This is a genomic window from Arenimonas sp. (assembly GCF_047602345.1).
In the GTDB taxonomy this organism is placed as follows: Bacteria; Pseudomonadota; Gammaproteobacteria; order Xanthomonadales; family Xanthomonadaceae; genus Arenimonas.
In genome coordinates this window covers 189299-213795 of the sequence record NZ_JASGHN010000008.1, presented here as the reverse complement: position 1 = coordinate 213795, position 24497 = coordinate 189299, and the positions used below count along the sequence as shown (strand labels likewise).

The following is a 24497-nucleotide window of genomic DNA, read 5'->3' as shown; positions in this document are numbered from 1 at the left end:
GGCAGGAAACGGACCTTGGAACGCAGGCGCTGCGACAGGCGCCGCCCGACACGCCGTGAATACGTCCATGCAGGCTCTTCGTCGACATACTTGTCTCCGAAGGTCGGGCGGCAACCTGTCGCTCCCGGCCTGCTTCGCCCAATGCAGTGCTGCTTGCCCAGTGCGCCTGTTACAACGCCCGATGCACCGCTTCGCCGAAGAAGAGCGTGTGGTGCGCGCAATCGTTCAGGCGTACCACCTCCAGATCATCGACCGATGGTCCTTCCAACAGGTTGATCGTCGTCGGCGCCTGGCGGAACGACCACAGCCTCGCCATCGGCAGGCCGAGGATCCGGCATAGCAGCACGCGGTTGACCGCATCGTGCGCGACGACCAGCAGCAGGTCGTCGTCGCCCAGACCTTCGGTCGCGCGTGCGAAGGCGGGCCAGGCGCGATCGGCGACCATGCGCAGCGACTCGCCGCCCTCGCCCGGCATCACGACCGAACCGGGATCGTCGCGCCAGGCTTTCAGGCGCGCCGGGTCGCGCTCGCGGATCTCGCTGGCGAGCAAGCCTTCCCAATCGCCGTGGCCGATTTCCTGGAGCTCGGTATCCAGCGAAAGCAGGCCGATGCGTTCTTCGCCCAGCGCCAGCTCGGCCGTACGGCGTGCGCGCACGAGCGGCGAAGCGACGGCACGCGTGATCGGCACGTCGCGCAGCTTTTCGCCGAGCGCCCGCGCCTGCGTCTCGCCAACCGTGGACAAGGGGATGTCGCGCTGGCCCTGGTAGCGACCTTCGGCATTCCACGGCGTTTCGCCGTGCCTTGCGAGAAGAATGCGCATGGTTCAGACCTGCTGCAGCGAAAGCACGCCGGGAATGGCGCGCAACACGTTCAACTGGGCTTCGTCCATCGGCTTGTCCACCGTGATGGCCGCGCGCGCCTGTCCGTCGCCGGCCGCACCCAACGCGAAGTTGACGATATTGACGCCGGCCGCGCCGAGCTGGCTGCCGACGATGCCGATCATGCCGGGCCGGTCTTCGTTGCGCATCAGCAACACCGGCGCCAGTGGATCGAATTCGATTTCAACGCCATCCAGGCGCACGACGCGAGGACCGCGATGCAGGGTTGCTTCGATCTCGCGCGTGCGCTCGCGACCGTCCTCCGTGCCCCCGGCGATCTGGATGCGCAGCAGGCGGTCGAAACCATCGCCGTCGCCGCCCAACGTCTCGGAAACTTCGAGTCCGCGTGCCGCCGCTTCGTGCAAGGCATTCACCGGCGTCACGCGGCCGGATGCGGAACCCAATAGCGCTGCCACCAGCAGTCGTGTCAACGGCCGCGTGTCCAGCGCCTCGGTGCGGCCGGCATACGTGATGTGCAGCTTGGTCGGCGCCGGCACCAGGCGTGCCGACAACTTGCCCAACGCCGTCATCAATGGCATCCAGGGGCCGACTTCGCGCGCGGCTTCCGCGGTGAGCGGCGGCAGGTTGACGCAGCCGGCGACGGCGCCGGTTTTCAGGAAGTCGATGATCTGGCGAGCGAGAATGGTGCTGACGGCCTGCTGCGCTTCGCTGGTGCTGGCGCCGAGATGCGGTGTCAGGATCAGGCGCGCATGCTGGCGCAGCGGCGACTCCTTCGGCAGGGGCTCGGTGGCGAAGGTGTCCAGCGCCGCACCGGCGAGGTGGCCTTCGTCGAGCAGGCGAAGCAAGGCCGCCTCGTCGACCAGTCCGCCGCGCGCGGCGTTGATGACATACGCGCCCTTCTTCATCGCACGCAGGCGATCTTCCGACAGCAGGTTCGTCGTTTCCTTGGTGCGCGGGATGTGCAGAGTGACGATATCGGCCCAGGCCAGCAGATCGTCCAGCGGCTTCATCGGCACGCTCATGCGATCGGCCGCAGCGGCGGGCAGGAAGGGATCGTAAGCAGCGACTTCCATGCCGATGCCGGCCGCCTTGCGCGCGACGGTGGCGCCGATGCGGCCGAGACCGATCACACCGAGACGCTTGCCCTCAAGCTCGAATCCGGTCAGGCCGGTCTTCGGCCATTCGCCGGCCTTCATGCCGGCATCGGCTTTCGGGATGTGGCGCGCCAGCGCGAACAGCAGCGAGATCGCATGTTCGGCGGCGGCCAGCGTATTGCCGTCTGGTGCGTTCATCACCGCGATGCCGCGGGCGGTGGCCGCTTCGACATCGATCGTGTCGACGCCGGCGCCGGCACGACCGATGACTTTCAGGTTCGCCGCGCCCGCCAAGGCTTCGGCGCTGACCTGGGTGGCCGAGCGCACGAGGACCGCATCAATGCCATCGAGGCGCGACGCGAGCGTCGCGGCATCCTTGATCGGGTCGGCGGTTTGGACGTCGTAACCGGCGTCGCGGAACAGATTCAGACCGTCGGCATGGATGCCGTCGAGGGCGAGAACACGCATGGAGCACTCCAGGTGAGGGATGGGGATTGTCGATGGCGCGCCGGAGAAAACACGGACGCGGGGACCCCATGCACGAGGAGAACGGCCTGGTCAGGCCTTGGAATATCGGCAACCGAAACGGAAGCAGCTGTCGCGGCGGCCAGGAGACGGGGCGTCATGCGCATGGGAGTCCTGAACCTTCGGGTGGAAACTTAGCACAACCGTTGCGCGAGGCGGTAGGTGTCCCAAACGGGTGGATGGTTGGTGACTGGTGGTTGATGGTGAAGGCATGACATGACCTCGCATCACGAACCACTCACTACGAACCACCCATCATCCCTATCCCGCCGGACACTCGCCCTTCACGTACTGCGACACCTTCGGATCGCCGCAGGCGGAACAGGCGTTGCCGAAGGTCTTCTGTTCGCTGGAAGGACACGGCGTCGTCACGCAACGAATGCCGGTGTCGCGGGTGGCGCAAACCGGCCGGTAGTCCATCGTGCAGGCCTGCGGACGCGGGTCGGTGCAGGCGACGGGCGTGGCCTCGGCCTCGGGTAGCGGCGTAGTTTCCGCGGGAGGCGGTGTCTCGGCGGGCGCCTTGGGTTCGGTCATCGGCGGCGGCGCGGTCGAAGCCTCCGGCTCGCTCTGATGGGCGCAGGCCGTGGCCAGCAGACAGGCGGCGAGGAAGGCCGGGAACAGCAGACGACGACAAGCCATGAAACTCTCCGGAGGACGGTTCGGGTCCGATTCTAGGGGCAAAGTCCCAGCCATGACCTTCGGCCTACACGGGGTCTTCAGGAATCGCTTACGCTCGCGCGCCTGCCCCCTGCTCCGGCGTCGCCGCCAGGCCGCAGCCCGCCGTTCATCCCTGCCATCGCCCTCACGGGCCGGAGCCTCCTGAATACCGCCATGAAACTCACCCACCTCACCCTCGTGCTGGCGATCGCCGGTGCGCTGAGCGCCTGCAACAAGCAGGAAGCCCCCACCGACGCGAACGCCACGGCCGACGCCAAGGCGCCCGCGCTGAAGATCGACCAGTCGAAGCTGCCGGCCTTGCCGAAATTCGACGTCGCCGACCTTGATTCGGCCCATCCTGTCTGCACGGACCTGAATGCGTTCGTCAACAGCAAGTGGCTGGCCGCGAACCCGGTGCCGTCCGACAAGACCACCTGGGGCAGCTTCGAAATGCTCGGCGAGCGTTCGCTGGCCGCGCAAAAGGAAATCGTCGAAGCCGCCGCCAAGGCCAAGAATTCGCCTGGCAGCAACGAACAGAAGATCGGCGACATCTACGGCCTCGGCATGGACGAAGCGAAGCTCAACGCCGACGGCGCCGCGCCGTTGAAGCCGTTGCTTGCCGAAATCGATGGCCTGAAGGACGGCGCCGGCATCGCGCAATACCTGATCGACGGCTTCGCCAAGGGCCAGCAGTCGGTGTTCTCCTTCTTCCCCGAATCCGATTTCAAGGATCCGGGCATGGTGATCGCGTTCGCTTTCCAGAACGGCCTGTCGCTGCCCGAGAAGAGCTATTACGTCGATCCGGGCCAGAAGGCCAAGCGCGACGCCTTCGTCGCCCACGTCGAACGCATGCTCGTGCTCGGCGGCGTCGACGCCGCTTCGGCCAAGACGCAGGCGGCGGCCGTGCTCGCCTTCGAAAGCCGCCTGGCCAAGGCCTCGGTCGCGCCGATCGAAATGCGCGATCCGAACAACCAGTACCACTACGTGACGATGGAAGAGGCCGACAAGGCCACGCCGAACTTCTCCTGGTCCAAGCTGTTCGCGGCGCAGGGCATCCAGCGCGCGAAGGGCTTCTCGATGAGCCAGCCGAAGTTCTTCGCTGAAGTCGACAAGATGCTGACCGACGTGCCGGTCGCCGACTGGCAGGCCTACCTGCGCTACCACACCATCGCCGACAGCGCGGGCTTCCTGTCCGACGCCCTGTCGAACGAACGCTTCGACTTCTACGGCAAGACGATGCGCGGCCAGCAGGAACAGAAGCCGCGCTGGAAGCGCGTACTCGACACCATCAACGGCTCGATGGGCGAGGCTCTGGGTCAGGTCTACGTCGAACAAGTGTTCCCGGAAGAGTCGAAGGCGCAGATGCAGGCGCTGGTCGACAACCTGCGCGAAGCGCTGAAGGCGCGTCTCGAGAAGCTCGAATGGATGAGCGCCGAGACCAAGGCCAAGGCGCTCGAGAAGTGGAATACCTTCGACCCGAAGATCGGCTACCCGGACAAGTGGCGCGATTATTCCGGCCTGAGCATCGACGGCAGCAAGAGCTATCTGGACAACGCGCTGGCCGCCGGCGCGTTCGAGAACGCCTACCAGATGGCCAAGGTCGGCAAGCCGGCCGACCGCAAGGAATGGGGCATGACCCCGCAGACCGTGAACGCCTATTACAACCCGCTGAAAAACGAGATCGTCTTCCCGGCCGCGATCCTGCAGCCGCCGTTCTTCGACCCCTCGGCCGACCCGGCGCTGAACTACGGCGGCATCGGCGCGGTCATCGGCCACGAAATGCTGCATGGTTACGACGATCAGGGCAGCCAGTTCGATGCGCAGGGCAAGCAGCAGAACTGGTGGACCGACGCCGACCTGAAGAACTTCAAGGAGCGTACCGGCAAGCTCGTCGCGCAGTTCAACGACTACGTGCACGTGAAGGACGAAAAGGAAGGCCCGCTGCACGTCGATGGCGGCCTGACGCTCGGCGAGAACATCGCCGATCTCGGAGGCCTCACCGTGGCTTACGACGCCCTGCAACGCGACCTGATGAACAAGCGCATGGCCCTCGTCGACGGCTACACGCAGGACCAGCGCTTCTTCATGAACTGGGCGACCGTCTGGCGCCGCAACTACACGCACGAAGAAGCGAAGGTCCGATTGAAGACCGACGTACACGCGCCGGCGCCGTTCCGGGCCATCGGCGCACCCTCGAACATGGCTTCGTTCGCCAGCGCTTTCCAGTGCAAGGCGGGTGACGCGATGGTGCGTGGCGACAAGAACATCCTGATCTGGTGATTCGCAAGCAGTCAGGAAGCGACGACGGCCCGGGAAACCGGGCCGTTTCGTTTTCTGCGGCCGCGTGCCGGGCCAGCGACGCAGCGTGCCGCCGACACCGGGCCGGCGCAGGCGTTAGAATCCGCAGACCATTCCCCGGAAACACGCGATGAGCCTGAACCTGCGCCCCCTGTTCGCGATTCTTGTCCTGACCCTCGCCAGCGGCAGCGTCGATGCCGCCAAGAAGCCCGCGACGCCGGCGCCGCCGACGCCCTGCACCGATTTCTACAGCAGCGTGAACGGCGAATGGTTGAAGGGCAATCCGCTGCCCGCGAATGCCGCGAGCTACAGCCGCTGGAACCAGCTCAACGAACTGGCCGACCGACAGACCCGGCAGTTGCTGGCCGACGGCAATGCGCAGAATGCCCGCGGTCCGGCTTCGCGCCTGCTGGCCGACCTGGTCGCGAGCGGCCTGGACGAAGACAGCCTCGACATCAGCAGCCGCGCCGCGATCGAACCGCTGCTCGCGCGCATCGCCACGATCAAGAAGGGCAAGGACGTCTCGGCCACGGTTGCCGCGCTTTATCAGGCCGGCGTGCCGGTGCTGTTCCAGTTCAAGGTGCAACGGGATCCCGGCACCGGCCGGCCGCGCGCGGTGCTGGTGCCCGATGCCCTGGGGCTCGGCGATCCGACCTTCTACCTGAGCAGCGATCCGGCGATCCAGGAGATCGGCGGCATCTACCGCGCTTACAGCGCCGATCTGTTGCGCTATTCGGGCGTGCCGGGCAAGCAACTCGCAGCGCAGTCGGCGGCGGCGCTGTCGATCGAGGATGCGCTGGCCAAGGCGATGTTCGGCGGCGAAACCAGCGTCGAGCTGATGCAGGCCGACAAGTCCTTCCCGAATACGCAACTCGGCGCCTTCGTCCGCCAGACCGGCGCGGCACCGGAACAGGTGGTGCTCGCCAATGGCGAGTTCTTCAAGACGCTGGAAAAAATGCTGGCCAAGCCCGCCATCCCGCAGTGGCAGGCCTATCTGCGAATGCGCGTCCTGCAGTCGATGGCGCCGATGCTGGGCAAGGACTACCGCCTCGCCTACGCCAACCTCGTGGACCAGACGATCGCCAAGCGTCTGCCACGCACGCAGGGCGAACGCGTCGCGGCGCTGGTGCAGGAACAGGCTTCCGACCTGCTCAGCGCCGCTTATGCCGAGCGCCAGATGAGCGATGGCGAAGTGCGTAGCGCCGAAGCCATCGGCGATGCGCTGCGCGCCGCCATGGGCCGCGCGATCGATCGCGCGCCGCAGCTCGATGCCGAACGCAAAGCCGCCGCGCATCGCCAGCTCGCGGCGTTGCGCCTGGCGATCGGACGGCCTCTGCAGCCGACCACGATCTTCGACGGCCTGACCTTCGGCCGCAACACCTACGCGACCAACGTATTGGCCCTGCGTCGCTGGGCGAAAACGCGCGAGATCGCACTGCTCGTCGCACCCGACTGGCCGTCGCCGGTGTCGCAGACGCAGCCGCTGATCGGTTTCGAGGCTTCGCAGAACCGCGTGATCGTCACGGCGGCGGCCTTGCAGTCGCCCGTCTTCGGCCGCGTCAATCCGGCCGCCGACTATGGCGCGCTCGGCGCCTTGATCGGCCGCGAAATCAGCCTGGGTTACGACAGCCTGCTCGCCGGCACGAAGCTGCAGGCGCTCGCGGCGCAGTACGGCGCCTACCCCGTCGCGACCGGCGTGAACATCAATCCGGCGCTGACGCAGTTGCAGAACTCGGCCGACCTGGCCGGGCTCGAACTCGCCTGGGCCGCGCTCAACGCGCAAGGCACGCCGCCGGATTGGGCCGCGAAAAAATCCTTCCTCACGGCCTGGGCCGCGCTTTGGGCCCGACACGATCGCGAAAACCTGGCGTCGTCGATGCAATCGCCCTACGCGCCGGCGCAATGGCGCGTCAACGGCAGCGTGGTCAACCTGCCCGATTTCGCCAAGGTCTTCTCCTGCAAGGCGAAGCAACCGATGTTCAAGAGCGCCGCCCAACAAGTCGCGCTCTGGCGTTGATGACGGATTTCCAGCCCGGCCAGCGCTGGTTTTCCACGGCGGAACCAGAACTGGGGCTGGGCACGGTGCTGCGCCTGGCCGGACGGCAGGTGCAGATCGTCTTCACCGGCAGCGGCGTGCTGCGCCACTACGCGATCGGCCACGCGCCGCTGATGCGAGCGGCGTTCAGGGCCGGCGATCGCGTGCGCATCGACGGCCGCGACAGACTGATCGAGCGCGTCGACGCCGATGCCGGCCTGTTGCGCTACCACTGCCAGGGCCACTGCCATGCCGAGGGCGAACTGGATGCGGAGCAGCCGGTCTCGCAAGCCGACGCGCGCCTGCTGGCCGGGCGCATGGATCGCAACGATCGCTACGAACTGCGCCGCGAAACGCTGGAGCGTCGCGCCAGTTCGCGCGCGCATCCGGGCTGGGGCGTGCTCGGCGCCCGCATCGACCTGATCCCGCACCAGTTGCGGGTCGCGGAAATCGCCGCCGAGCGGCGGCCGCCGCGCCTCCTGCTGGCCGACGAAGTCGGCCTCGGCAAGACGATCGAGGCCTGCCTGATCGCGGCCCAGCAACTCGCCTGCGGTCGTGCGCAACGCGTCCTGGTCCTGGTTCCGGAAAGCCTGGTGAACCAGTGGTTCGTCGAGCTGTTGCGCCGTTTCAATCTTTCGTTCGCCATCTACGACGAAGAGCGCTGCGAAGCGATCGCCGCCGGCGAACCCGCCGGCAATCCTTTCGAAGACGAGCAATGCGTGATCGCATCGGTGGACTGGCTCGCCAGCCACGCCAAGCGCCGCGAGCAGGCGCTGGCCGCGGGTTGGGACTTGCTGCTGGTCGACGAAGCGCACCATCTGGCCTGGTCGCCGGAACAGCCCAGCGACGGCTATCGGCTCGTCGAATCGCTGGCGGCGCGCACGCCGGGCCTGATCCTGCTGACGGCCACGCCCGAGCAACTGGGAATCGGCGGACATTTCGCCAGGCTCCGCCTGCTCGATCCCGCCCGTTACGCCGACCTGGATGAATTCGTCGCCGAACAGGAGCGCTATCTCGCCCTGTCGCGTCTGGCCGAGCGGCTGCTCGCCAGCGAATCGCTGACCACGGGCGATATCGAACTGCTCGCGCCGCTTTTCCCGGATGAGGCCGATGCGCTGGCGACCCGGTTGGCGAAGATATCCGCGGGCGACGAAGCGGCACGCGATGCATTGCTGTCCGACCTCATCGACCGGCATGGCACCGGCCGCGTGCTGATCCGCAACCGACGCGCTGCCGTCGGCGGCTTCCCGCGCCGCGTCGCCGACATCGACGTGCTTCCGGCCAGCGAAGACGCGCAAGCCAGCGGTCGCCTGCACGCCGAATTCGCCCACGACGTCGGACTGTCGCAGGACGAACCCGCGCACGACTACGCGGCTTCGGCCGACCCGCGCACCGACTGGCTGTTGCGGACGCTCGAACGCATCGCGCCGGCCAAGGCGCTGTTGTTATGCCGTTCCCGCGCCAAGGTGCAGGCGCTGGAAGAAGCGCTGCGCCTGCGCAGCAGCCATGCGCTGGCCATCGCGCGCTTCCACGAAGACATGAACCTGTTGCAGCGCGACCGCAACGCGGCCTACTTCGCCGACCCCGACGGCGCGCGCGTGCTGATCGCCTCCGAGATAGGCGCCGAAGGCCGCAACTTCCAGTTCGCCCAGCACCTTATCTTCTGGGATCTCCCGATCGACCCGGACATGCTCGAGCAGCGCATCGGGCGGCTCGACCGCATCGGACAACGCGGCGACGTGCAACTGCACCTGGCGGCCGTCGAGGGCAGTCCGCAGCACGCCCTGCTGCGCTGGCAGCACGAAGCACTCGGCGCTTTCGGCGAAGTCGTGGCTGACGGTCGCGAACTGCTGCGCCTGTTCGGCGAAGAACTGGCGCAACTCGCGCTGCAGGACGGCGAGGCGCGCGAGCCCGCCTTGCAGGAGCTCATCGCGCGCACGCGCGCCACGCACGCCGATCTGGCCGAACAGATCGCCCGCGGGCGCGACCGGCTGCTCGAACTCGGCAGTCGCCATGCGCCGCGCGAACGGGAATCGTCCTTGCGCGAAGCCCTGGCCGACGACGACAGGAAATCGCGCGAGGACGACTACCCGATGCGCCTGCTGGAGGCCTTCGGCGTGCAGCACGAAGCGCTGAGCGAAACCCTGTGGCTGCTCGACCCGGAATACCTGACGGTCGAAGGTTTCGAGGAACTGCGCAACGGACCGCGCCAGGCCTGCTTCGACCGGGCGACGGCGCTGGCACGCGACGACTTGCTCTACCTGCGTGCCGATCACCCGATGCTGCGCTCGGCCGAAGAAATGCTGCTGTCCAGCGAGACCGGCAATGCCGCCTTTCTCATCGACGATGCGCTGCCGCCGCGCAGCGTGGTGCTCGAGGCGCTGTTCGTGGTGGAGTGCATCGCCGACCGATCGCTGGACGCGGAGCGTTTCCTGCCGGCGGAGCCCCTGCGCATCGCCGTCGATACGCGCCTGCAAGTGCGGGAGAACTTCGCGCCGAACGACCGCGCCGGCCTGCGGGCCGGCGACCGCAACTTCGACCTGTCGCCGATGCGCAAGGTGCTTTCCGCCCTGGTCCCGCCGATGCTGGATGTCGCGCGCAAGGAGGGCGAAAGCCAGTGCGCGCTACGCGCGAGCGAAGCGATGGGCGAAGCCGATCGCCGGCTTTCGGCGGAAGTGCAGCGTCTGCGCGCGCTCGCCCGGGTCAACCCATCGGTACGCGCGGAAGAGATCGAGGTCCTGGCGCAGGAACGCGAACGCCTGCTCGCCGCCCTGCCCGGCGCGCGGCCTCGTCTGGATGCGTTGCGCCTGGTCGTCAGCCCGGATTTCCTGTCGCTGCGACGCTAGCTCCCGTCATCCGACGATGCGGAACTTCGGCGGCGGTTTTTTCGGCTTCTTGCGCCCGAACGGCGGATCGCCGCGCCAGTAGCGGATGTGCAACCAGGCGATCAGCATGCCGCCGAGAAAACCGAACTGCGCCCAGATGCCCTGCCCGCGTACGCCGAAAACGAACGCGATGACGGCGAATACGATGGCCAGCGTTCGCATCTGCATGGTGACCGGCGGAATGAGCAATCGCACCGGCGAATACGGCGCCAGATAGGCCAGGGCGAACAGGATGGCGTACATGAGCCCGGAAGCGCCGGCGCTGGGTTGATACGGTGCCAGGCCTGCCCAGAAGACCAGCGTGGAAACCAGCCATTGCAGCAAGGCCGCACCGATGGCGCAGGTGCCGAGGAACCAGCCGTAGCGCCTTGTGCCCCACATGGATTCGAGCTGCCCGCCGAAATAGAGCAAGGTCAGCGCCACGAAGATCAGGTCCCATATGGAATTGATCATCAGGTGCGTGAACAGTTGCCAGGGCCTGAAGTTTCCCGTCAATTGCATCCAGCCACCGAACTCGACGCCGGAGATGTTCAAGGGCCAGAGCACCAGTTGCACGACCAGCCCTTGCGGCAGCAGCGACAGGACGAGGCTGGCCAGGGTGGCCCAAAGCAGTTTCACGGTAAGCGGGCCGTGCAAATCCATGGCGATTCGTCGAGTCGGAGTGGCCCAATCGTATATCCTTTCGCCTGTACCGATCGCAACACGAACCGATTCGATGTCGACTGCCAACCTAGACGCGCTCCTGCTCGCCCTGCAGGCCAGCCCCGAGAATTCGGCCTTGCAGGCGATCGTCCTGCAATCCTGCGTGGAACAGGACGACCTGGCCGCGTTCGAACGTGCCATGCGCCTGGCCGGCGACGATCTCGAACTGGAATCGGGCCTTCGTAGCCGCGTCATCGATTTCGCCCTGCGGCACGGGCGCGCGGAACTTCTCTCGCGCATGGGCGCTGGCGAGGCGGCGACCGACCTCCTGCGTCGCGCGCGACAGCTGCTCGGCGAAGGAGACCAAAAAGGGGCGATCGACGCCTACGAACGCGCGCTGCAACTCAATCCGACCCTGGAAGATCCGGCACTGGCCGCGGAACTGAGCGGCAAGCTGGTGCGCCTGCAAGGAGCCGGCGAGAACCGCCTGCGCAGCATCGCCAACGACGACACCTCGCAGGACGACGTCGTGCGGCTGTTGCAGCCGCCGTCGGAGCGGGTCGATTTTTCCGACGTCGGCGGCCTCGACGAGGTCAAGCAGCAGATCCGGCGCAAGATCGTCACGCCTTTCCTGAAGCCCTCCCTGTTCGATCGTTTCAAGCGCGGCTCCGGCGGCGGCATCCTGATGTACGGCCCGCCCGGCTGCGGCAAAACCTTACTCGCGCGCGCGACCGCCGGCGAGTGCGGCGCCAGGTTCTTCAACGTGGCGATTACCGACGTGCTCGACATGTATATCGGCGAGTCCGAACGCAAGTTGCACGCGATCTTCGAGCAGGCGCGCGCGATGGCCCCCGCCGTCGTGTTCTTCGACGAGATCGAGGCGATCGGCGGCAAGCGGCAGTTCACCCGCGACGGCGGCACGGCCAAGCTGGTCAGCCAGTTCCTCACCGAACTCGACGGCTTCGCGCAGAACAACAAGGGCGTGCTGATCCTGGGCGCGACCAACGTGCCCTGGGCGGTCGACCCCGCTTTCCGACGCCCGGGCCGTTTCGATCGCGTACTTTTCGTTCCACCGCCCGATCAGGCCGCGCGCCGCGACATCCTCGCGGGCTTGCTGCGCGACCGACCGACCAGCGGCGCCATCGACCTGGCCGAACTCGCGCGGCGAACTTCCGCTTTTTCCGGCGCCGACCTGCGCAATCTCGTCGAAACGGCCGCCGATGAAGCGATCGAACAATCGCTGGCCAGCGGCGAAGAACGCCCGATCGACATGACGCATCTGCAGGCGGCATTGGCGCAGACCAAGCCGACGACGCTGGAATGGCTCACCAGCGCGAGGAATCATGCGCGTTATTCGAACCAGGCCGGCCAGTACGACGACGTGCTGGCGTTCCTCGCCAAGCACGGAACGCCATGAGCCGGAGCCGCTACCACATACCGGACGAACCGAAGCCAAGCGGGCTCGCCCACCTCGCGGTCGATCCGATGTGGCCGCTGTTCGCGCAGATGCTGGCCGGCAGCTGGCTGGGGTTGCCGTGGTTCCTGCTCAACAGCCTCGCTCTCGGCAGTCCCACGCGCAATCGCGAGATCCTCTGGATGCTGTTCTGCGTATTCGGCACGCTGGGGCTGTACTTCGCCTACATGCACGTCGTCGACCAGGAATTGCTGGGCGTGACGGCTCGCCGGATCGCCGTCCTTTCCTTCGTCGTGCTCAAGCTGATCGTCGGCTACGTGCTGTACCTGAAGCAGTCGCGCGTGTTCGAGATCTGGACCTACTACGGCGGGCAGGCGCGCAACGGCGTGATCGTGCTGATGGTCGGCGCCTTCATCGGCAGGGCCTTCGTGCTGGACGCGGCGGCGAACTACTTCGTCCTGATGATCATCCTGGCGTAACGCGATGAATCAGGAAAGAGACTTCCAACTGGCGCAGGACCAGCTGCATCGCGGCCAGATCGACCAATCGATCGAGACCCTGGCCGAAATGCTGGGCGAGGATCCCGACTACGCAGACGCGCACGCATTGCTCGCCCTATGCCTGGTGCGGAAGAAGCGGCTCCATGCGGCGCGCCTGGAAGCGACCCGCTCGCTCGAACTGGAGCCGGACTCGGTCTTCTCGCATGTCGCGGTCGCGACCTGCGAAATGGCGGATCGCCGATTCGCTTCAGCCGAACGGCACCTGCATGACGCGATGTCGCTGGCGCCCCATTCGACCCTGGCACGCTATGAGCTCGCCCATCTCTACCTGCTATGGGGGCGCGAAGACGACGCCGAAGCGCAGATCGAATCGGCCTGCCAGTTGCAGCCGGACGACGCCGAACTCTGGGCGTTGCGCGGTCGCGTGGCCAGCGTCAAGGGCGACAAGACCGGCGCGCGACAATTCGCCGCCGAGGCCCTGGAACTCGACCCCGAACAAGTGGATGCGCTCGTACTGCTGGGCGAGCTGGATCTGGCCGAGGGCGATGTGGCTGCCGCGCGCCAGCATGCGGCCTGGGCGCTGCACCAGAACCCCGAGGATGTCGGCGCGATCACCCTGATCGGATCGATCAAGGCGAGGCAGAACCTGATACTTGGAATCTGGTGGAGATTCCAGAGTTTCATCTCTGCCGGCAGTCGCACCCGGGCGGTCGCGCTGCTGGTGGGCATGTACGTCACCTATCGCGTCGCGGTCATCCTGCTCGAAGAGAACGGCCTCAAGGAATGGGCGCCGTTCGCCCAGGGGCTATGGCTCGCGTTCTGCGTCTATACCTGGGTCGCACCGAGCCTGTTCCTGCGCGCGCTGAAGAAGGAACTGGCGCAGGTGCGCCTGGACGCCTCGTTCTGAGCGCGATGCCCGCGACGTCAGCGATCGCCGACTCGTTGCGCCTGCACGGCGTCGCCGAAGCGCAGGATCTGTTCCCGATGCACCTGCTGCAGGCCCTTAGGCAAGATGCGCTGGCCCTGCACGCCGCCGGCCGCCTGCGCGAGGCCGCGACCGGCCGCGGCACGGCAAGACAGCAGACCGGCCTTCGAGGCGATTCCACGCTCTGGCTGGACGATCCGCAATGCGGCGACGCGGCGGCCGACTTCCTATCCGCACTCGACGGCCTGCGCCTGCAGTTGAATCGCGAGTTACTGCTCGGCCTGCACGAAGTCGAAGCGCACTACGCCTTGTATCCGGCCGGCGCGGGCTATGTTCGGCATCGCGACCGTTTCCACGACGACGATGCGCGTGTTCTTTCCCTGGTCTGCTACCTGAACCCGGATTGGCCAGACGGCGCCGGTGGCGCCTTGCGCCTGCATTTTCCCGACGGCGCGCACGACATGGCCCCGCGCCTCGGCACGACGGTGCTTTTCCTCAGCGACGAGATCGAACACGAAGTATTGCCGGCGACGCAGTCGCGCCTGAGCATCGCCGCCTGGTTCCGACGCCGCACTTGAAGCGGGTGAGTGGTTCGTGATGAGTGGTTGATGGTGGGTTTCGCCATACCACCAACCATTCACCACCAACCATCGACCGTTCTCAAGGCTTCCAGATCATCTCGTCGACGGTGGCGGCCGCACGTTGCCCGACGACGCGTCCGTTCTTCAACGCGACGCCCTCGGCACGCAGACGCTGTACCTGTTCGGCGAACTGCGGCGAATCCGGCGGGAAGGCGATGCGACCGTCCGACCGCAGGATGCGGTGCCAGGGCAGCTTCGGATCGTCGTTCTGCGACAGCAGGCGCGCGACCATGCGGGCGCGTCCCGGCAGACCGGCCCGCCGCGCGATCTCGCCGTAACCGGCGACTTCGCCCCGGCGTACGGCCCGGATGGCGGCGAGTATTCGGTCGGCGGGCGTACGGGTGGGCATATGGCGAATGGCAGGGAAGCCGGGGTGTCGGCGATGCTAGACTATCGGTCTAGAAAGGTGCACCGACATGATGAACTTCGAACAGATTCGCAGCCACGTCCAGGGCAAGTACAAGATCACCGCGCGCGAGCCCTACCTCGTCTGCGTCGAACTGTCGCTGGCCAAGGGCAAGCGTCACCAGAGCATCTTCCTGGCCGAGCTCGATGGCGAAGACGGTCGCAAGTTCCTGCGCGTGAACACCGCCGTCGCCCCGATGACCGGCCTCGACGCCAAGCGCATGCTCGCGTTCAACTGGCAGAGCCGCGTGGGCTACATGGCCATGGGCGAGCTCGATGGCGTGCCCTACCTGCAGCTGTGCGAGAACCGCCCTTACGACGGCATCACGGCGGCGGAACTCGATCGCCTGATCCTGGAAATCGGTGGCCTCGGCGATACGCTGGAGCGCGAGCTGTCCGCCGGCGGCGATCTGCTTTGAGCGAATTGATGGTTTGTGGTTCGTAGTTGATGGTTGGTTGCATGGCGCTACCACCAACCACTCATCACGAACCACTCACCCACCCGTACATTTGCTTCGAGTGGATAGACGGTTGACGGTTTGTGGTTCGTGATTGGTGGTGGCTCTGAGGCCTCACCATCCACCACTCACTACCAACCACTCACCCGCTCCTACATCAGCTCGTAGTTGCGCAGCAGGTTCACCAGGCCCCAGGCGATGCCGCCCGCGGCCGGGATCGTCAGGATCCAGGCCCAGACGATGCGCTCGATCACCGACCACTTCAACGCCTTCGGGTTCTTGGCGAAGCCCACGCCCATGATCGCCGTCGAGATGCTGTGCGTCGTCGAGACGGGCATGCCGAAATGCGCCGCGATGGACAGGATGGTGGCCGAACTCGTTTCGGCGGCGAACCCGTTGATCGGATGCAACTTCACCATCTTGTGACCGAGCGTCTTGATGATGCGCCAGCCGCCCATCGCGGTGCCGGCCGCCATCACCAGCGCGCAGGTGACGACGATCCAACGATCGATCGAATCCTTGCCGCCATCCGGATGCAGGAACGACAGCCAGGACGGCAAGTCGTTCAGCACGCCGTCGCCCTGCGCGGCGAACACCGCCAGCGCGATGATGCCCATCGTCTTCTGCGCATCGTTGGTGCCGTGCGCGAATCCCATGTAACCGGCGCTGAAGATCTGCGCCTTGCCGAAGACGGCATTGATCCAACGCGGTCGCGAGACGCGCGCCATCCAGCCACCGGCACCGTTCATCGTGCTGATGACGGCCATCAACAGGCCCATCAGGATGACGCCGAGCAGGAAACCCGCCAGCGGCGAGGAGATCATCGGCACGACGACCTTCCAGAACAGGCCACTGTTCTTCGTCCAGGTCTCGCCGGCTTTCGACCAGATCAACGCGTCGAAATTGTTGTCGGCCGCCGCCAGCGCGGCGCCGCAAAGGCCGCCGATCAAGGCATGGCTGGACGAGGACGGCAGGCCCAGCCACCAGGTGAACAGGTTCCAGGCGATGCCGCCGGACAACGCGCAGATCAGCACCTGCGAGGTCACGTTGACGACCTCGGCATCGACCAGGCCCGAGGAGATGGTCTTCGCCACCGCCGTGCCCCAGAAGGCGCCGACGAGGTTCGTCGTCGCCGCCAGTCCGACCGCCTGCATCGGCGTCAGCACCTTCGTCGCCACGACCGTGGCGATGGAATTGGCGGTGTCGTGGAATCCGTTGATGAACTCGAACACCAGCGCCGTCAGGATGACGAGCAGCAGCAAGGTCAGCACGAGGCGATCCTCAGGAGTTCTTCAGCACGATCTGGTGCACCACGTTGCCGGCGTCGCGGCAACGGTCGATGGCTTTTTCCAGCAGTTCGAACAGGTCCTTCAGGATCAGGTAGCGCATCGGATCCGTCTCGCGCGCATAGGTCTCGCGGTAGAGCTCGAGGATCAGGCGGTCGGCTTCGGCTTCGATCGCCTGCAGCTGGTCGTTGAGCGCCTTGCTGGTATCGATGTTCATGCCCTTGCGCAGCAGGCCGACCATCTGCTCGATGACCTCACTGGCCTGCTCGAGCATCGCCGCGCGCGAACGGAAGTCGACCTCGCCCAGGCGTTCGGCGGCGAAGGTGTAGCGCTCGGCGAACTTCTCGACGATCTTCGGGATCTTGTACAGCGCGCCCGACAGCTCGTCGATGTCCTCGCGCTCCAGCGCGGTCACGAAGGTATTCACCAGCTCCTGGCTGATCTGCGCCGCCAGATCCTTCTCGCGCTGGCGCGCCAGCTTGAACTTCTCCAGCGAGCGCTGCGCGGCCGGGGTGCCCAGCAGTTCCACCAGGGCGCGCGTGCTTTCGCGCGATGCGGCGGCGCTGGCTTCGAGCAGCCCATAGAACTTGTCGCCCTTGCCGAAGATGGTCTGGAGAGAAAACATTGGCTACCCCTGATGGATGCACGCCGGCCAGGGCCGGCGGAATGTGACGCATAGTTTACCCGGAGATGACGGTCCGGACCCCGCTTCAAGGCGGCCGTGTATGCTTGGCGGGCCGCTTCCGGCCGTTTTCAGCCGCTTCATGCCCAGTTCCGCGTCTTCCGACGCCAGGCGCCGCCTTCCGATGGCCTTGGCCCTTTGCGCGTTTTCCGGCCCCGCCCTCGCGTCGGCTCATGCGGGCATGGACTTGACGAACCAGCCGATCGGCTATCTGGCGCTCGGTCTGTTCGTCCTGGCCTATGCCTTCGTCATATTCGAAGAGCGCCTGCGCCTGGCGAAATCGAAGCCGGTGATGCTGGGCGCCGGACTGATCTGGGCCCTCGTCGCCTGGGCCGCCGCGACAACGCCGGGCATGCAGGACGGGTTAGCCGCGGAGGCGTTCCGCCACATCTTCCTCGAATTCGCCGAGCTGTTCTTCTTCCTGATCGTGGCGATGAGCTTCGTGGCGGCGATGACGGAACGCAATGTGTTCGAAGCGATGCGCGCCGGCCTGGTGAGCCGCAACCTCGGCTACCGACCGCTGTTCTGGATCACCGGCGTCCTGTCCTTCTTCCTGTCGGCCGTGCTGGACAACCTGACGACGGCGCTGATCATGTCCGGCGTCGTCATGGCCGTCGCCGCCGGGAACGCCCGCTTCCTCACGTTGGCCTTCATCAACCTGGTGGTAGCCGCGAATGCCGGCGGCGCTTGGTCGGCCTTCGGCGACATCACCACGCTGATGGTGTGGCAGGCGCGCAAGGTGGAGTTTTTCGAGTTCTTCCGCATCTTCCTGCCATCGTTGGTTAACTGGTTGGTGCCGGCCCTGTGCATGCATTTCGCACTGCCCGCCGGCACCCCGCCGCCGGGTCGCGACGATGCCGACGTGAAGTACGGCGGTTGGATAGTCTGCGCGCTGTTCGCCGTCACCATCGTCATGACGGTCTCGGGCAAGCAGTTCCTTCACATGCCGCCGGTGTTCGGCATGATGGCTGGCCTGGGTCTGTTGAAACTGCAGGGCTTCTTCATCCGTCGCCGCGGGAGGCGCGACGCTCGCGAGTCCGGCGACAGCTACAACGTCTTTGAAATCATCGCGCGGGCCGAATGGGACACACTGCTCTTCTTCTACGGCGTGCTGCTCTGCGTGGGCGGGCTGGCGACCATGGGCTTCCTGCACCTGGGTTCGGAATGGCTGTACGGCGAGCTGGGCCATACCGGCGCCAATATCGTCATGGGCTTGTTATCGGCCATCGTCGACAATATCCCCATCATGTACGCCGTATTGCAGATGAACCCCGCGATGGACCACGGACAATGGCTACTGATCACCCTCACCGCCGGCGTCGGCGGCAGCCTGCTGTCGGTGGGCTCGGCCGCCGGCGTGGCACTGATGGGCGCTTCCAAGGGCGGATACACTTTCTTCGGCCACCTGCGCTGGACCTGGGCCATCGCCCTGGGCTTCGCCGCCAGCGTGGCGACGCATCTGTGGATCAACGCGGCGCATTTCACCGGCTAACGAATCGGACTCGCTGAACTCTCCATGCTGGAACTTCTTGTCGTCATCGTCGTGGTCCTGGTCAGCGGCTTCTTCGCCTTGTCGGAGATGGCCGTCGTCACCTCGCGCAAGTCGCGGCTCAAGCAACTGGCGCAGGACAGCCGTGGTGCGCGCAAGGCTTTGGAACTGTCCGAACACCCTGAAAGTTTCCTGTCGGCGGTGCAGGTCTGGATTACCGCACTCGGCATCCTGACCGGCTCGCTGGGCGTCGAATCCCTGTCGCAGAAGATCGAACCCTGGCTGATCGGCCTGCCGCTGATCGCCGATTACGCGCCGACGATCGCCAACGCCCTCAGCGTCGTCGTCATCACCTTCATTTCCGTCGTGTTGGGCGAGCTGGTGCCCAAGCGTCTGGGCACGCTGCGACCCGAGCAGATCGCCTCCGGCGTCGCCTTGCCGATGAGCATCCTGGCCACCATCGCGCGTCCGTTCGTGATCGTCCTCGCCGGCAGCACGCGCTTCCTTCTGCGCCTGCTCGGCTTCGGCAAGTTGTCCGAGGAGAAGGTGACGGAAGAGGAAATCCGCCATCTCGTCGCGGAAAGCCACGAACAGGGCGTCATCGACTCTGACGAACGCAATATGCTCAATCGCGTGCTGCGCCTGGGCGACCGATCGGCCGAATCGCTGATGACGCCGCGTACGCGCATCATCTGGCTCGATGCCGGCGCCAGTCGCGACGAGAACCTGACGATCCTTCGCGAAACCGCCTTCTCGCGCTACCCGGTCTATCGCGGCGGCGACCATGAAGTGCTCGGCACGTTCGAAACCAAGTACCTGGGCGACTACCTCGACCGCGACGGCAAGCCCGATCTTTTCGTCAAGCTCTCGCCTCCCCTGTTCGTTTCGGAATCGACGAATGCGCTAAAGCTGCTGGAGATATTCCGCGAAGAACAGCAGACGCTCGCCCTCGTCGTGGACGAATACGGCGACATCCAGGGCATCGTCACCCTCACCGACCTGCTGGGGGCTGTGCTCGGCCGCCTGCAGGACATTGAGAACCAGGACGAGGAACAACTGGTCGTCGAACGTCCGGACGGCAGCTGGCTGGTCGACGGACGCCTGTCCATCGAAGAGTTCCGCGAACTGATCGCCGTGCACGTGCTGCCCGGCGAAGACGACAACGACTTCACGACCGTGGCTGGCATGGTCATCGCCCGTTACGGACGCATCCCCCATGCTGGCGAATACTTCGACTGGCAGGGCTGGCGCGTGGAAGTGGTGGACCTCGACGGCGCTCGCGTGGACAAGGTGCTCGTCGCCCGCAGCATCCTGCAATCGTCCGACACCGGCGAAGACGAAGGCTGAGCCTTGAAACTGCCCAAGCTCGTTCGCTGGCATCCGGAAACCGGCGCGCCCCTGCCGCCGAGCACGAACCAGATGATCGAGCACTTGGCCGAGGGCGATCCCAACGAAGCGCTCAGCCTGGGCGAACTGCTGGACGAGTTCCGCGAACGCAGCTTCGGCCTGTTCCTGCTGCTGGCCCTGCTGCCGACCTTCATCCCGATCCCGATGGGGCAAGGCGCTTTCAGCGGCGGGCTGATCGCGCTGATCGGCCTGCAGTTGCTGTTCCGCGTGGAGCATCCCTGGCTGCCGGGTTTCATCGCGCGCTACCGCATCCACCGCCACACCATCGCCAGTTTCCGCAAGTACATGGGCAAATGGTTGGCGCGACTGGAACGCCTGACGCGTCCGCGCAGCGAGGTCTGGCTCGAGCATCCTTTGGCGCATGCTTTCACCGGCCTGCTCCTGACGATCCTCGGTGTCCTGCTGGCATTGCCGCTGCCGCTGACGAACTATCCCTTCGGCCTGGTCCTGCTGGCCTATTCGTTCGCGCTGATCGAACGCGACGGCCGCCTGATGCTCATCGGCTGGATCCTCGGCCTGATCGAGATCAGCCTGCTGGCCGGATTTTCCGGGCAGATCATCGCGATGGTCATGGACTTCTTCAAATAACCGATGCAGCCGTGAAGCGCTGCCTTCCCCTGATTTCGCTCTTGCTGGCAGCTTGCGATGGCGGACCGTCGGATGAGCAGTTGCGCGCCGATTTCCAGACCATGCACCCGGGATGCCAACTGCTGTCGGCGAGACCCGGAGAAGGAGACGAGGCCAACGTGTACATGCATCTCGAATTCAGCTGCGCCGGCCGTGCACTACAGCGTGCCGAAGTACGCTATGCGCGCCACGCCGGGCGATGGGCTCCCGTCCCGACCGAAGGCACCCGGGACCGATAGCGGAAAGCCAAATCAGCGAGCCCGCGCTTCCGCCATTTCGCCGATCACTTCGCGCAGACCGATACGCCAATCGGGCAGGCTCAGGCCGAAATCCTTCGCCAGTTTCGCCGTGTCCAGTCGCGAATAGGCCGGGCGCTTGGCTTTCGCCGGATATTCGCTGCTCGGAATCCCGACCAGCCGCGGCGCCCGCTCGATCAGGCGCGCCGCCAACGCTTCGGAATAGATCGCCGAAGCGAACTGGAACCAGCTGCACTCGCCATCGGCAACCACGTGCCAGGTTCCCTGTGCTTCGTCCGCGCGCGACAGCACCAGCGCCGTCACCGTCGCGAGCCAGCGCGCCGGCGTCGGCGAACCGACCTGGTCGTGCACGATGCGCATCTCTTCGCGCTCGCCCGCCAGGCGCAGCGCCGTGCGCAGGAAGTTCTGCCCACGCGCGGCGTAAACCCAGGCCGTGCGGAAAACCAGATGCCGGCAGCCGCTGTCGCGCACCGCCTGTTCGCCGGCCAGCTTGGTCCTGCCGTACACGCCGAGCGGTGCGGTGTCGTCGTCTTCGCGCCAGGGGCGACGGCCCTCGCCGCCGAACACATAGTCGGTCGAATAGTGCACGAGGCGCGCGTTCTGGCGACGGCAGGCGTCGGCCAACTCATGCACGGCTTCGGCATTGACGCGCTGTGCCAACGCAGGCTCGTCCTCCGCGCGGTCCACCGCCGTGTGCGCCACCGCGTTCAGCACCACATCGGGCGAATGTTCGGCCAGCAGGCGGTCGAGCGCGCCGGCCTCGGCGAAATCGATGCGACCGCATCGTTGCTGCCCCGGAAGCTGGCCGCTCATCGTGTACGGCAGGATGCGACCGAGCGGCGAACAGGCGCGGTGCAATTCGTAACCGAGCTGGCCGTCGGCGCCCAGCAGAAGGATCTTCATGGCCGATACTCCGGCAGTTTCTCGGGGGGAATGTCGTCGAGGAAAGGCGCATTCGCATCCTTGTCGGACAGCAGGGGCGCGCTCACCGGCCAGTCGATCGCCAGGCGCGCATCGTTCCAGCGCAGCGCAGCGTCATTCTCGCGTCGGTAGGTTTCGGTGCACAGGTAGTGGAAAATCGCGCGTTCGGATAGCACGACGAAGCCATGCGCGAAGCCCGGCGGAATCCACAGTTGGCGCCGGTTCTCCGCACTGAGGATGGCCGCCTTCCATCGACCGAAGGTCGGCGAACCGCGCCGGATGTCCACCGCGACGTCGTAAACCTCGCCTTCCAGCACGCCGACCAGCTTGCCCTGCGGCTGCGGCCATTGGTGGTGCAGCCCGCGCAGGGTACCGTGTGCGGACACCGAGACATTGCTCTGCACGAACTCCGCCGGCAGGCCGGCATCGGCGTAGCGCTCGCGATTCCAGTTTTCGAAGAAGGTGCCGCGGGCATCGCCGAACACCTGCGGCTCGATCAGCTTGCAGTCGGCCAAGCCGAAATCGACGATCTTCATTCGACCCGCCCGTGTTCGATCAGGCTCAACAGGTACTGGCCGTAACCGCTCTTGGCCAGCGGTTCGGCCAATACGCGAAGCTGGCTGTTGTCGATCCAGCCGTTGCTCCAGGCGATTTCCTCGGGGCAGCAGACGCTCAAGCCCTGCCTGACCGACATCGTCTCGATGAAGTTCGAAGCCTGCACCAGGGATTCGTGCGTGCCGGTATCGAGCCAGGCGTAACCTCGCCCCAGTCTTTCCAGATGCAGGGAGCCTTCGTCGAGATAGCGTCGATTGAGATCGGTGATCTCCAGTTCGCCGCGATCGGAGGGCTTCAGCGCCTGGGCGAATTCCGGCGCCCGCTCGTCGTAGAAATACAGGCCGGTGACGGCGTAATGCGATTTCGGTGATTTCGGCTTTTCCTCCAGCCCCGAGACGCGACCGTCCGCGCCGAACTCGGCGACGCCGTAGCGCTCGGGATCGCGCACCCAGTAGCCGAAGACCGTGGCCCCGTGTTCGCGGCGGTCGGCCAACTGCAGCAGGTTCGTCAATCCGTGGCCGTGGAAGATGTTGTCGCCCAGCACCAGGCAACTCGGCGCACCGGCGAGGAAATCGCGACCGATCAGGAAAGCCTGCGCCAGTCCGTCGGGGCTGGGCTGCACGGCGTATTCGATGCGCATGCCCCATTGCGAGCCATCGCCGAGCAGGCGTTGGAACAGGGCTTGCTCGTGCGGCGTATTGATCACCAGCACCTCGCGGATGCCGGCCAGCATCAACACGCTCAGCGGGTAGTAGATCATCGGCTTGTCGTACACCGGCAACAGCTGCTTGCTGATCGCCTGCGTCAAGGGATACAGGCGCGTGCCCGACCCGCCGGCCAATACGATGCCTTTCCTCGGCGTCATGCGCCCTCTCCCAACCGTTCCATGCGATAGCTGCCGTCGAGCACGCGTCGCACCCATTCCGGATGCGAAAGATACCAATCCACCGTATCGACCATGCCCCGTTCGAACGATACCGAAGGCACCCAGCCGAGCTCGCGTTGCAACTTGCCGGCATCGATGGCGTAACGCCGGTCGTGCCCGGGACGATCGCGAACGAAACTGATCTGCGATTCGCGCAGCAAGCCATCCTCGCGCGGACGCCTGGTATCGACCAGCGCGCAGATCGTCTTCACCACGTCCAGATTGCGTCGCTCGGCGTTGCCGCCGATGTTGTAGGTTTCGCCCGGACGCCCCGCGTCGAGCACGCGTCGCAAGGCGGAAACATGATCGCCGACATGCAGCCAGTCGCGCACGTGGGCGCCGTCGCCGTAGACTGGCAGGGCCTCGCCAGCGACGGCCTTCTGGACGATCAGCGGCACGAGCTTCTCCGGGAACTGGAACGGCCCGTAGTTGTTCGAGCAATTCGTTGTCAGCGTCGGCAGGCCGTAGGTGTGATGGAAGGCGCGGACCAGATGGTCCGAAGCGGCCTTGCTGGCCGAGTACGGCGAATTCGGCGCATAGGCCGTGGTTTCGACGAAGGCGCCCTGTTCGCCCAGCGAGCCATACACTTCGTCGGTGGACACATGCAGGAAGCGGAAGCCTTCGCGCGCCGCGCCCTCCAGCTCGCGCCAGTAATCGCGCGCCGCTTCCAGCAGGGCGAGCGTGCCGACGACATTGGTCTGCACGAAGGCGGCAGGTCCGTCGATCGAGCGGTCGACGTGGCTTTCGGCGGCGAAATTCAGGATCGCCTCGGGCCGGTGCTCGCGCAGCAAGCGCTGGACCAGCGCACGGTCGCCGATATCCCCCTGCACGAAGACGTGATCGGAGTGACCCGACAAGGAAGCGAGCGTATCGAGGTTGCCCGCATAGGTCAGCTTGTCGAGATTGACGATACGGATGCCCTCGGCCACCGCAGCCAGCACGAAGTTGCCGCCGATGAATCCCGCGCCGCCCGTCACCAACCAGGTCCGCATGCCCGCTCCGCTCGACGTCGGCCAGGACACCGACCAAC

At 65.9% G+C, this 24497-nt stretch carries 22 protein-coding genes; 11 read left to right on the top strand and 11 right to left on the bottom strand.

From position 1 onward, the window contains the following. Positions 1-169 precede the first annotated feature (169 nt). The 3 genes from QM707_RS11725 to QM707_RS11715 all read right to left on the bottom strand — a co-directional run bounded on the left by QM707_RS11725 (position 170) and on the right by QM707_RS11715 (position 3097). Positions 170-820, bottom strand: coding sequence for a histidine phosphatase family protein (locus QM707_RS11725; protein WP_415002052.1), 651 nt, complete (start codon positions 818-820; stop codon positions 170-172). A gap of 3 nt (positions 821-823) precedes the next feature. Continuing rightward, entirely contained in the window at positions 824-2401 is a 1578-nt protein-coding gene (gene serA, locus QM707_RS11720; RefSeq protein ID WP_415002051.1) for a phosphoglycerate dehydrogenase, read from the bottom strand. A gap of 318 nt (positions 2402-2719) precedes the next feature. Further along, entirely contained in the window at positions 2720-3097 is a 378-nt protein-coding gene (locus tag QM707_RS11715) for a hypothetical protein (RefSeq protein WP_415002050.1), read from the bottom strand. Between the two features lie 192 nt (positions 3098-3289). Here QM707_RS11715 and QM707_RS11710 point away from each other — a divergent pair, with 192 nt between their 5' ends. The 3 genes from QM707_RS11710 to rapA all read left to right on the top strand — a co-directional run bounded on the left by QM707_RS11710 (position 3290) and on the right by rapA (position 10294). Next, a complete protein-coding gene (locus QM707_RS11710; protein WP_415002049.1) occupies positions 3290-5395 on the top strand; it encodes a M13 family metallopeptidase in 2106 nt (701 codons plus the stop codon). A 148-nt stretch (positions 5396-5543) separates the two neighbouring features. After that, the gene (locus QM707_RS11705) at positions 5544-7430 is read left to right on the top strand and encodes a M13-type metalloendopeptidase (RefSeq protein ID WP_415002048.1); all 1887 of its coding nucleotides are present in this window, start codon (positions 5544-5546) and stop codon (positions 7428-7430) included. Next, complete coding sequence (rapA, locus tag QM707_RS11700; protein WP_415002047.1) at positions 7430-10294, top strand: RNA polymerase-associated protein RapA; 2865 nt, start codon at positions 7430-7432, stop codon at positions 10292-10294. The genes QM707_RS11705 and rapA overlap by 1 nt, the downstream gene beginning before the upstream one ends. Before the next feature lie 6 nt (positions 10295-10300). Here rapA and QM707_RS11695 read toward each other — a convergent pair whose 3' ends face one another. Further along, a complete protein-coding gene (locus QM707_RS11695) occupies positions 10301-10975 on the bottom strand; it encodes a rhomboid family intramembrane serine protease (protein WP_415002046.1) in 675 nt (224 codons plus the stop codon). A gap of 73 nt (positions 10976-11048) precedes the next feature. On the opposite strand from QM707_RS11695, the gene QM707_RS11690 reads away from it, so the two are divergent. Genes QM707_RS11690 through QM707_RS11675 form a run of 4 tightly spaced genes read left to right on the top strand, consistent with a single transcriptional unit; the run spans position 11049 to position 14392 of the window. Next, complete coding sequence (locus QM707_RS11690) at positions 11049-12392, top strand: AAA family ATPase (protein ID WP_415002045.1); 1344 nt, start codon at positions 11049-11051, stop codon at positions 12390-12392. Beyond that, positions 12389-12868, top strand: a complete 480-nt coding sequence (locus QM707_RS11685) for a hypothetical protein (RefSeq protein WP_415002044.1) — start codon at positions 12389-12391, stop codon at positions 12866-12868. Before QM707_RS11690 ends, QM707_RS11685 begins: the two co-directional genes overlap by 4 nt. A gap of 4 nt (positions 12869-12872) precedes the next feature. Then, positions 12873-13796, top strand: coding sequence for a tetratricopeptide repeat protein (locus QM707_RS11680; protein ID WP_415002043.1), 924 nt, complete (start codon positions 12873-12875; stop codon positions 13794-13796). 5 nt (positions 13797-13801) lie between these two features. Then, complete coding sequence (locus QM707_RS11675) at positions 13802-14392, top strand: 2OG-Fe(II) oxygenase (protein ID WP_415002042.1); 591 nt, start codon at positions 13802-13804, stop codon at positions 14390-14392. Positions 14393-14474: 82 nt separating this feature from the next. Here the strand turns inward: QM707_RS11675 and QM707_RS11670 are convergent, their stop codons facing one another. Then, positions 14475-14804, bottom strand: a complete 330-nt coding sequence (locus QM707_RS11670) for an MGMT family protein (RefSeq protein WP_415002041.1) — start codon at positions 14802-14804, stop codon at positions 14475-14477. A 67-nt stretch (positions 14805-14871) separates the two neighbouring features. On the opposite strand from QM707_RS11670, the gene QM707_RS11665 reads away from it, so the two are divergent. Continuing rightward, complete coding sequence (locus tag QM707_RS11665; RefSeq protein WP_415002040.1) at positions 14872-15279, top strand: hypothetical protein; 408 nt, start codon at positions 14872-14874, stop codon at positions 15277-15279. 191 nt (positions 15280-15470) lie between these two features. Here the strand turns inward: QM707_RS11665 and QM707_RS11660 are convergent, their stop codons facing one another. Both QM707_RS11660 and QM707_RS11655 read right to left on the bottom strand, forming a co-directional pair. Continuing rightward, a complete protein-coding gene (locus tag QM707_RS11660; RefSeq protein ID WP_415002039.1) occupies positions 15471-16589 on the bottom strand; it encodes an inorganic phosphate transporter in 1119 nt (372 codons plus the stop codon). Between the two features lie 10 nt (positions 16590-16599). After that, positions 16600-17229 carry a DUF47 domain-containing protein gene (locus QM707_RS11655; protein WP_415002038.1) on the bottom strand — a complete coding sequence of 210 codons (630 nt, stop codon included), beginning with the start codon at positions 17227-17229 and terminating at the stop codon, positions 16600-16602. A gap of 238 nt (positions 17230-17467) precedes the next feature. Between QM707_RS11655 and nhaD the strand changes: the two genes are divergently transcribed. From nhaD to QM707_RS11640, 3 genes are read left to right on the top strand one after another with little or no spacing between them, the layout of a single operon-like run. Continuing rightward, positions 17468-18778, top strand: a complete 1311-nt coding sequence (nhaD, locus tag QM707_RS11650; protein ID WP_415002037.1) for a sodium:proton antiporter NhaD — start codon at positions 17468-17470, stop codon at positions 18776-18778. A 24-nt stretch (positions 18779-18802) separates the two neighbouring features. Then, positions 18803-20122: a hemolysin family protein gene (locus tag QM707_RS11645; RefSeq protein ID WP_415002036.1), complete on the top strand. Its 1320-nt coding sequence runs from the start codon at positions 18803-18805 to the stop codon at positions 20120-20122. Positions 20123-20125: 3 nt separating this feature from the next. Next, positions 20126-20770, top strand: coding sequence for an exopolysaccharide biosynthesis protein (locus QM707_RS11640; protein ID WP_415002035.1), 645 nt, complete (start codon positions 20126-20128; stop codon positions 20768-20770). Positions 20771-21060: 290 nt separating this feature from the next. Here the strand turns inward: QM707_RS11640 and rfbD are convergent, their stop codons facing one another. From rfbD to rfbB, 4 genes are read right to left on the bottom strand one after another with little or no spacing between them, the layout of a single operon-like run. Then, positions 21061-21969, bottom strand: coding sequence for a dTDP-4-dehydrorhamnose reductase (gene rfbD / locus QM707_RS11635; RefSeq protein WP_415002034.1), 909 nt, complete (start codon positions 21967-21969; stop codon positions 21061-21063). Next, positions 21966-22523: a dTDP-4-dehydrorhamnose 3,5-epimerase gene (rfbC, locus tag QM707_RS11630; protein ID WP_415002033.1), complete on the bottom strand. Its 558-nt coding sequence runs from the start codon at positions 22521-22523 to the stop codon at positions 21966-21968. The genes rfbD and rfbC overlap by 4 nt, the downstream gene beginning before the upstream one ends. Next, positions 22520-23407: a glucose-1-phosphate thymidylyltransferase RfbA gene (gene rfbA / locus QM707_RS11625; protein WP_415002032.1), complete on the bottom strand. Its 888-nt coding sequence runs from the start codon at positions 23405-23407 to the stop codon at positions 22520-22522. The genes rfbC and rfbA overlap by 4 nt, the downstream gene beginning before the upstream one ends. Then, positions 23404-24459: a dTDP-glucose 4,6-dehydratase gene (rfbB, locus tag QM707_RS11620; protein ID WP_415002031.1), complete on the bottom strand. Its 1056-nt coding sequence runs from the start codon at positions 24457-24459 to the stop codon at positions 23404-23406. The genes rfbA and rfbB overlap by 4 nt, the downstream gene beginning before the upstream one ends. Between the last annotated feature and the right edge of the window lie 38 nt (positions 24460-24497).

What these genes read in the sequence shown, in the direction of transcription:
- QM707_RS11725 (WP_415002052.1), bottom strand. Translation starts at nt 820, where the DNA reads ATGCGCATTCTTCTCGCAAGGCACGGCGAAACGCCGTGGAATGCCGAA.
- serA (WP_415002051.1), bottom strand. Translation starts at nt 2,401, where the DNA reads ATGCGTGTTCTCGCCCTCGACGGCATCCATGCCGACGGTCTGAATCTG.
- QM707_RS11715 (WP_415002050.1), bottom strand. Translation starts at nt 3,097, where the DNA reads ATGGCTTGTCGTCGTCTGCTGTTCCCGGCCTTCCTCGCCGCCTGTCTG.
- QM707_RS11710 (WP_415002049.1), top strand. Translation starts at nt 3,290, where the DNA reads ATGAAACTCACCCACCTCACCCTCGTGCTGGCGATCGCCGGTGCGCTG.
- QM707_RS11705 (WP_415002048.1), top strand. Translation starts at nt 5,544, where the DNA reads ATGAGCCTGAACCTGCGCCCCCTGTTCGCGATTCTTGTCCTGACCCTC.
- rapA (WP_415002047.1), top strand. Translation starts at nt 7,430, where the DNA reads ATGACGGATTTCCAGCCCGGCCAGCGCTGGTTTTCCACGGCGGAACCA.
- QM707_RS11695 (WP_415002046.1), bottom strand. Translation starts at nt 10,975, where the DNA reads ATGGATTTGCACGGCCCGCTTACCGTGAAACTGCTTTGGGCCACCCTG.
- QM707_RS11690 (WP_415002045.1), top strand. Translation starts at nt 11,049, where the DNA reads ATGTCGACTGCCAACCTAGACGCGCTCCTGCTCGCCCTGCAGGCCAGC.
- QM707_RS11685 (WP_415002044.1), top strand. Translation starts at nt 12,389, where the DNA reads ATGAGCCGGAGCCGCTACCACATACCGGACGAACCGAAGCCAAGCGGG.
- QM707_RS11680 (WP_415002043.1), top strand. Translation starts at nt 12,873, where the DNA reads ATGAATCAGGAAAGAGACTTCCAACTGGCGCAGGACCAGCTGCATCGC.
- QM707_RS11675 (WP_415002042.1), top strand. Translation starts at nt 13,802, where the DNA reads ATGCCCGCGACGTCAGCGATCGCCGACTCGTTGCGCCTGCACGGCGTC.
- QM707_RS11670 (WP_415002041.1), bottom strand. Translation starts at nt 14,804, where the DNA reads ATGCCCACCCGTACGCCCGCCGACCGAATACTCGCCGCCATCCGGGCC.
- QM707_RS11665 (WP_415002040.1), top strand. Translation starts at nt 14,872, where the DNA reads ATGATGAACTTCGAACAGATTCGCAGCCACGTCCAGGGCAAGTACAAG.
- QM707_RS11655 (WP_415002038.1), bottom strand. Translation starts at nt 17,229, where the DNA reads ATGTTTTCTCTCCAGACCATCTTCGGCAAGGGCGACAAGTTCTATGGG.
- nhaD (WP_415002037.1), top strand. Translation starts at nt 17,468, where the DNA reads ATGGACTTGACGAACCAGCCGATCGGCTATCTGGCGCTCGGTCTGTTC.
- QM707_RS11645 (WP_415002036.1), top strand. Translation starts at nt 18,803, where the DNA reads ATGCTGGAACTTCTTGTCGTCATCGTCGTGGTCCTGGTCAGCGGCTTC.
- rfbD (WP_415002034.1), bottom strand. Translation starts at nt 21,969, where the DNA reads ATGAAGATCCTTCTGCTGGGCGCCGACGGCCAGCTCGGTTACGAATTG.
- rfbC (WP_415002033.1), bottom strand. Translation starts at nt 22,523, where the DNA reads ATGAAGATCGTCGATTTCGGCTTGGCCGACTGCAAGCTGATCGAGCCG.
- rfbA (WP_415002032.1), bottom strand. Translation starts at nt 23,407, where the DNA reads ATGACGCCGAGGAAAGGCATCGTATTGGCCGGCGGGTCGGGCACGCGC.
- rfbB (WP_415002031.1), bottom strand. Translation starts at nt 24,459, where the DNA reads ATGCGGACCTGGTTGGTGACGGGCGGCGCGGGATTCATCGGCGGCAAC.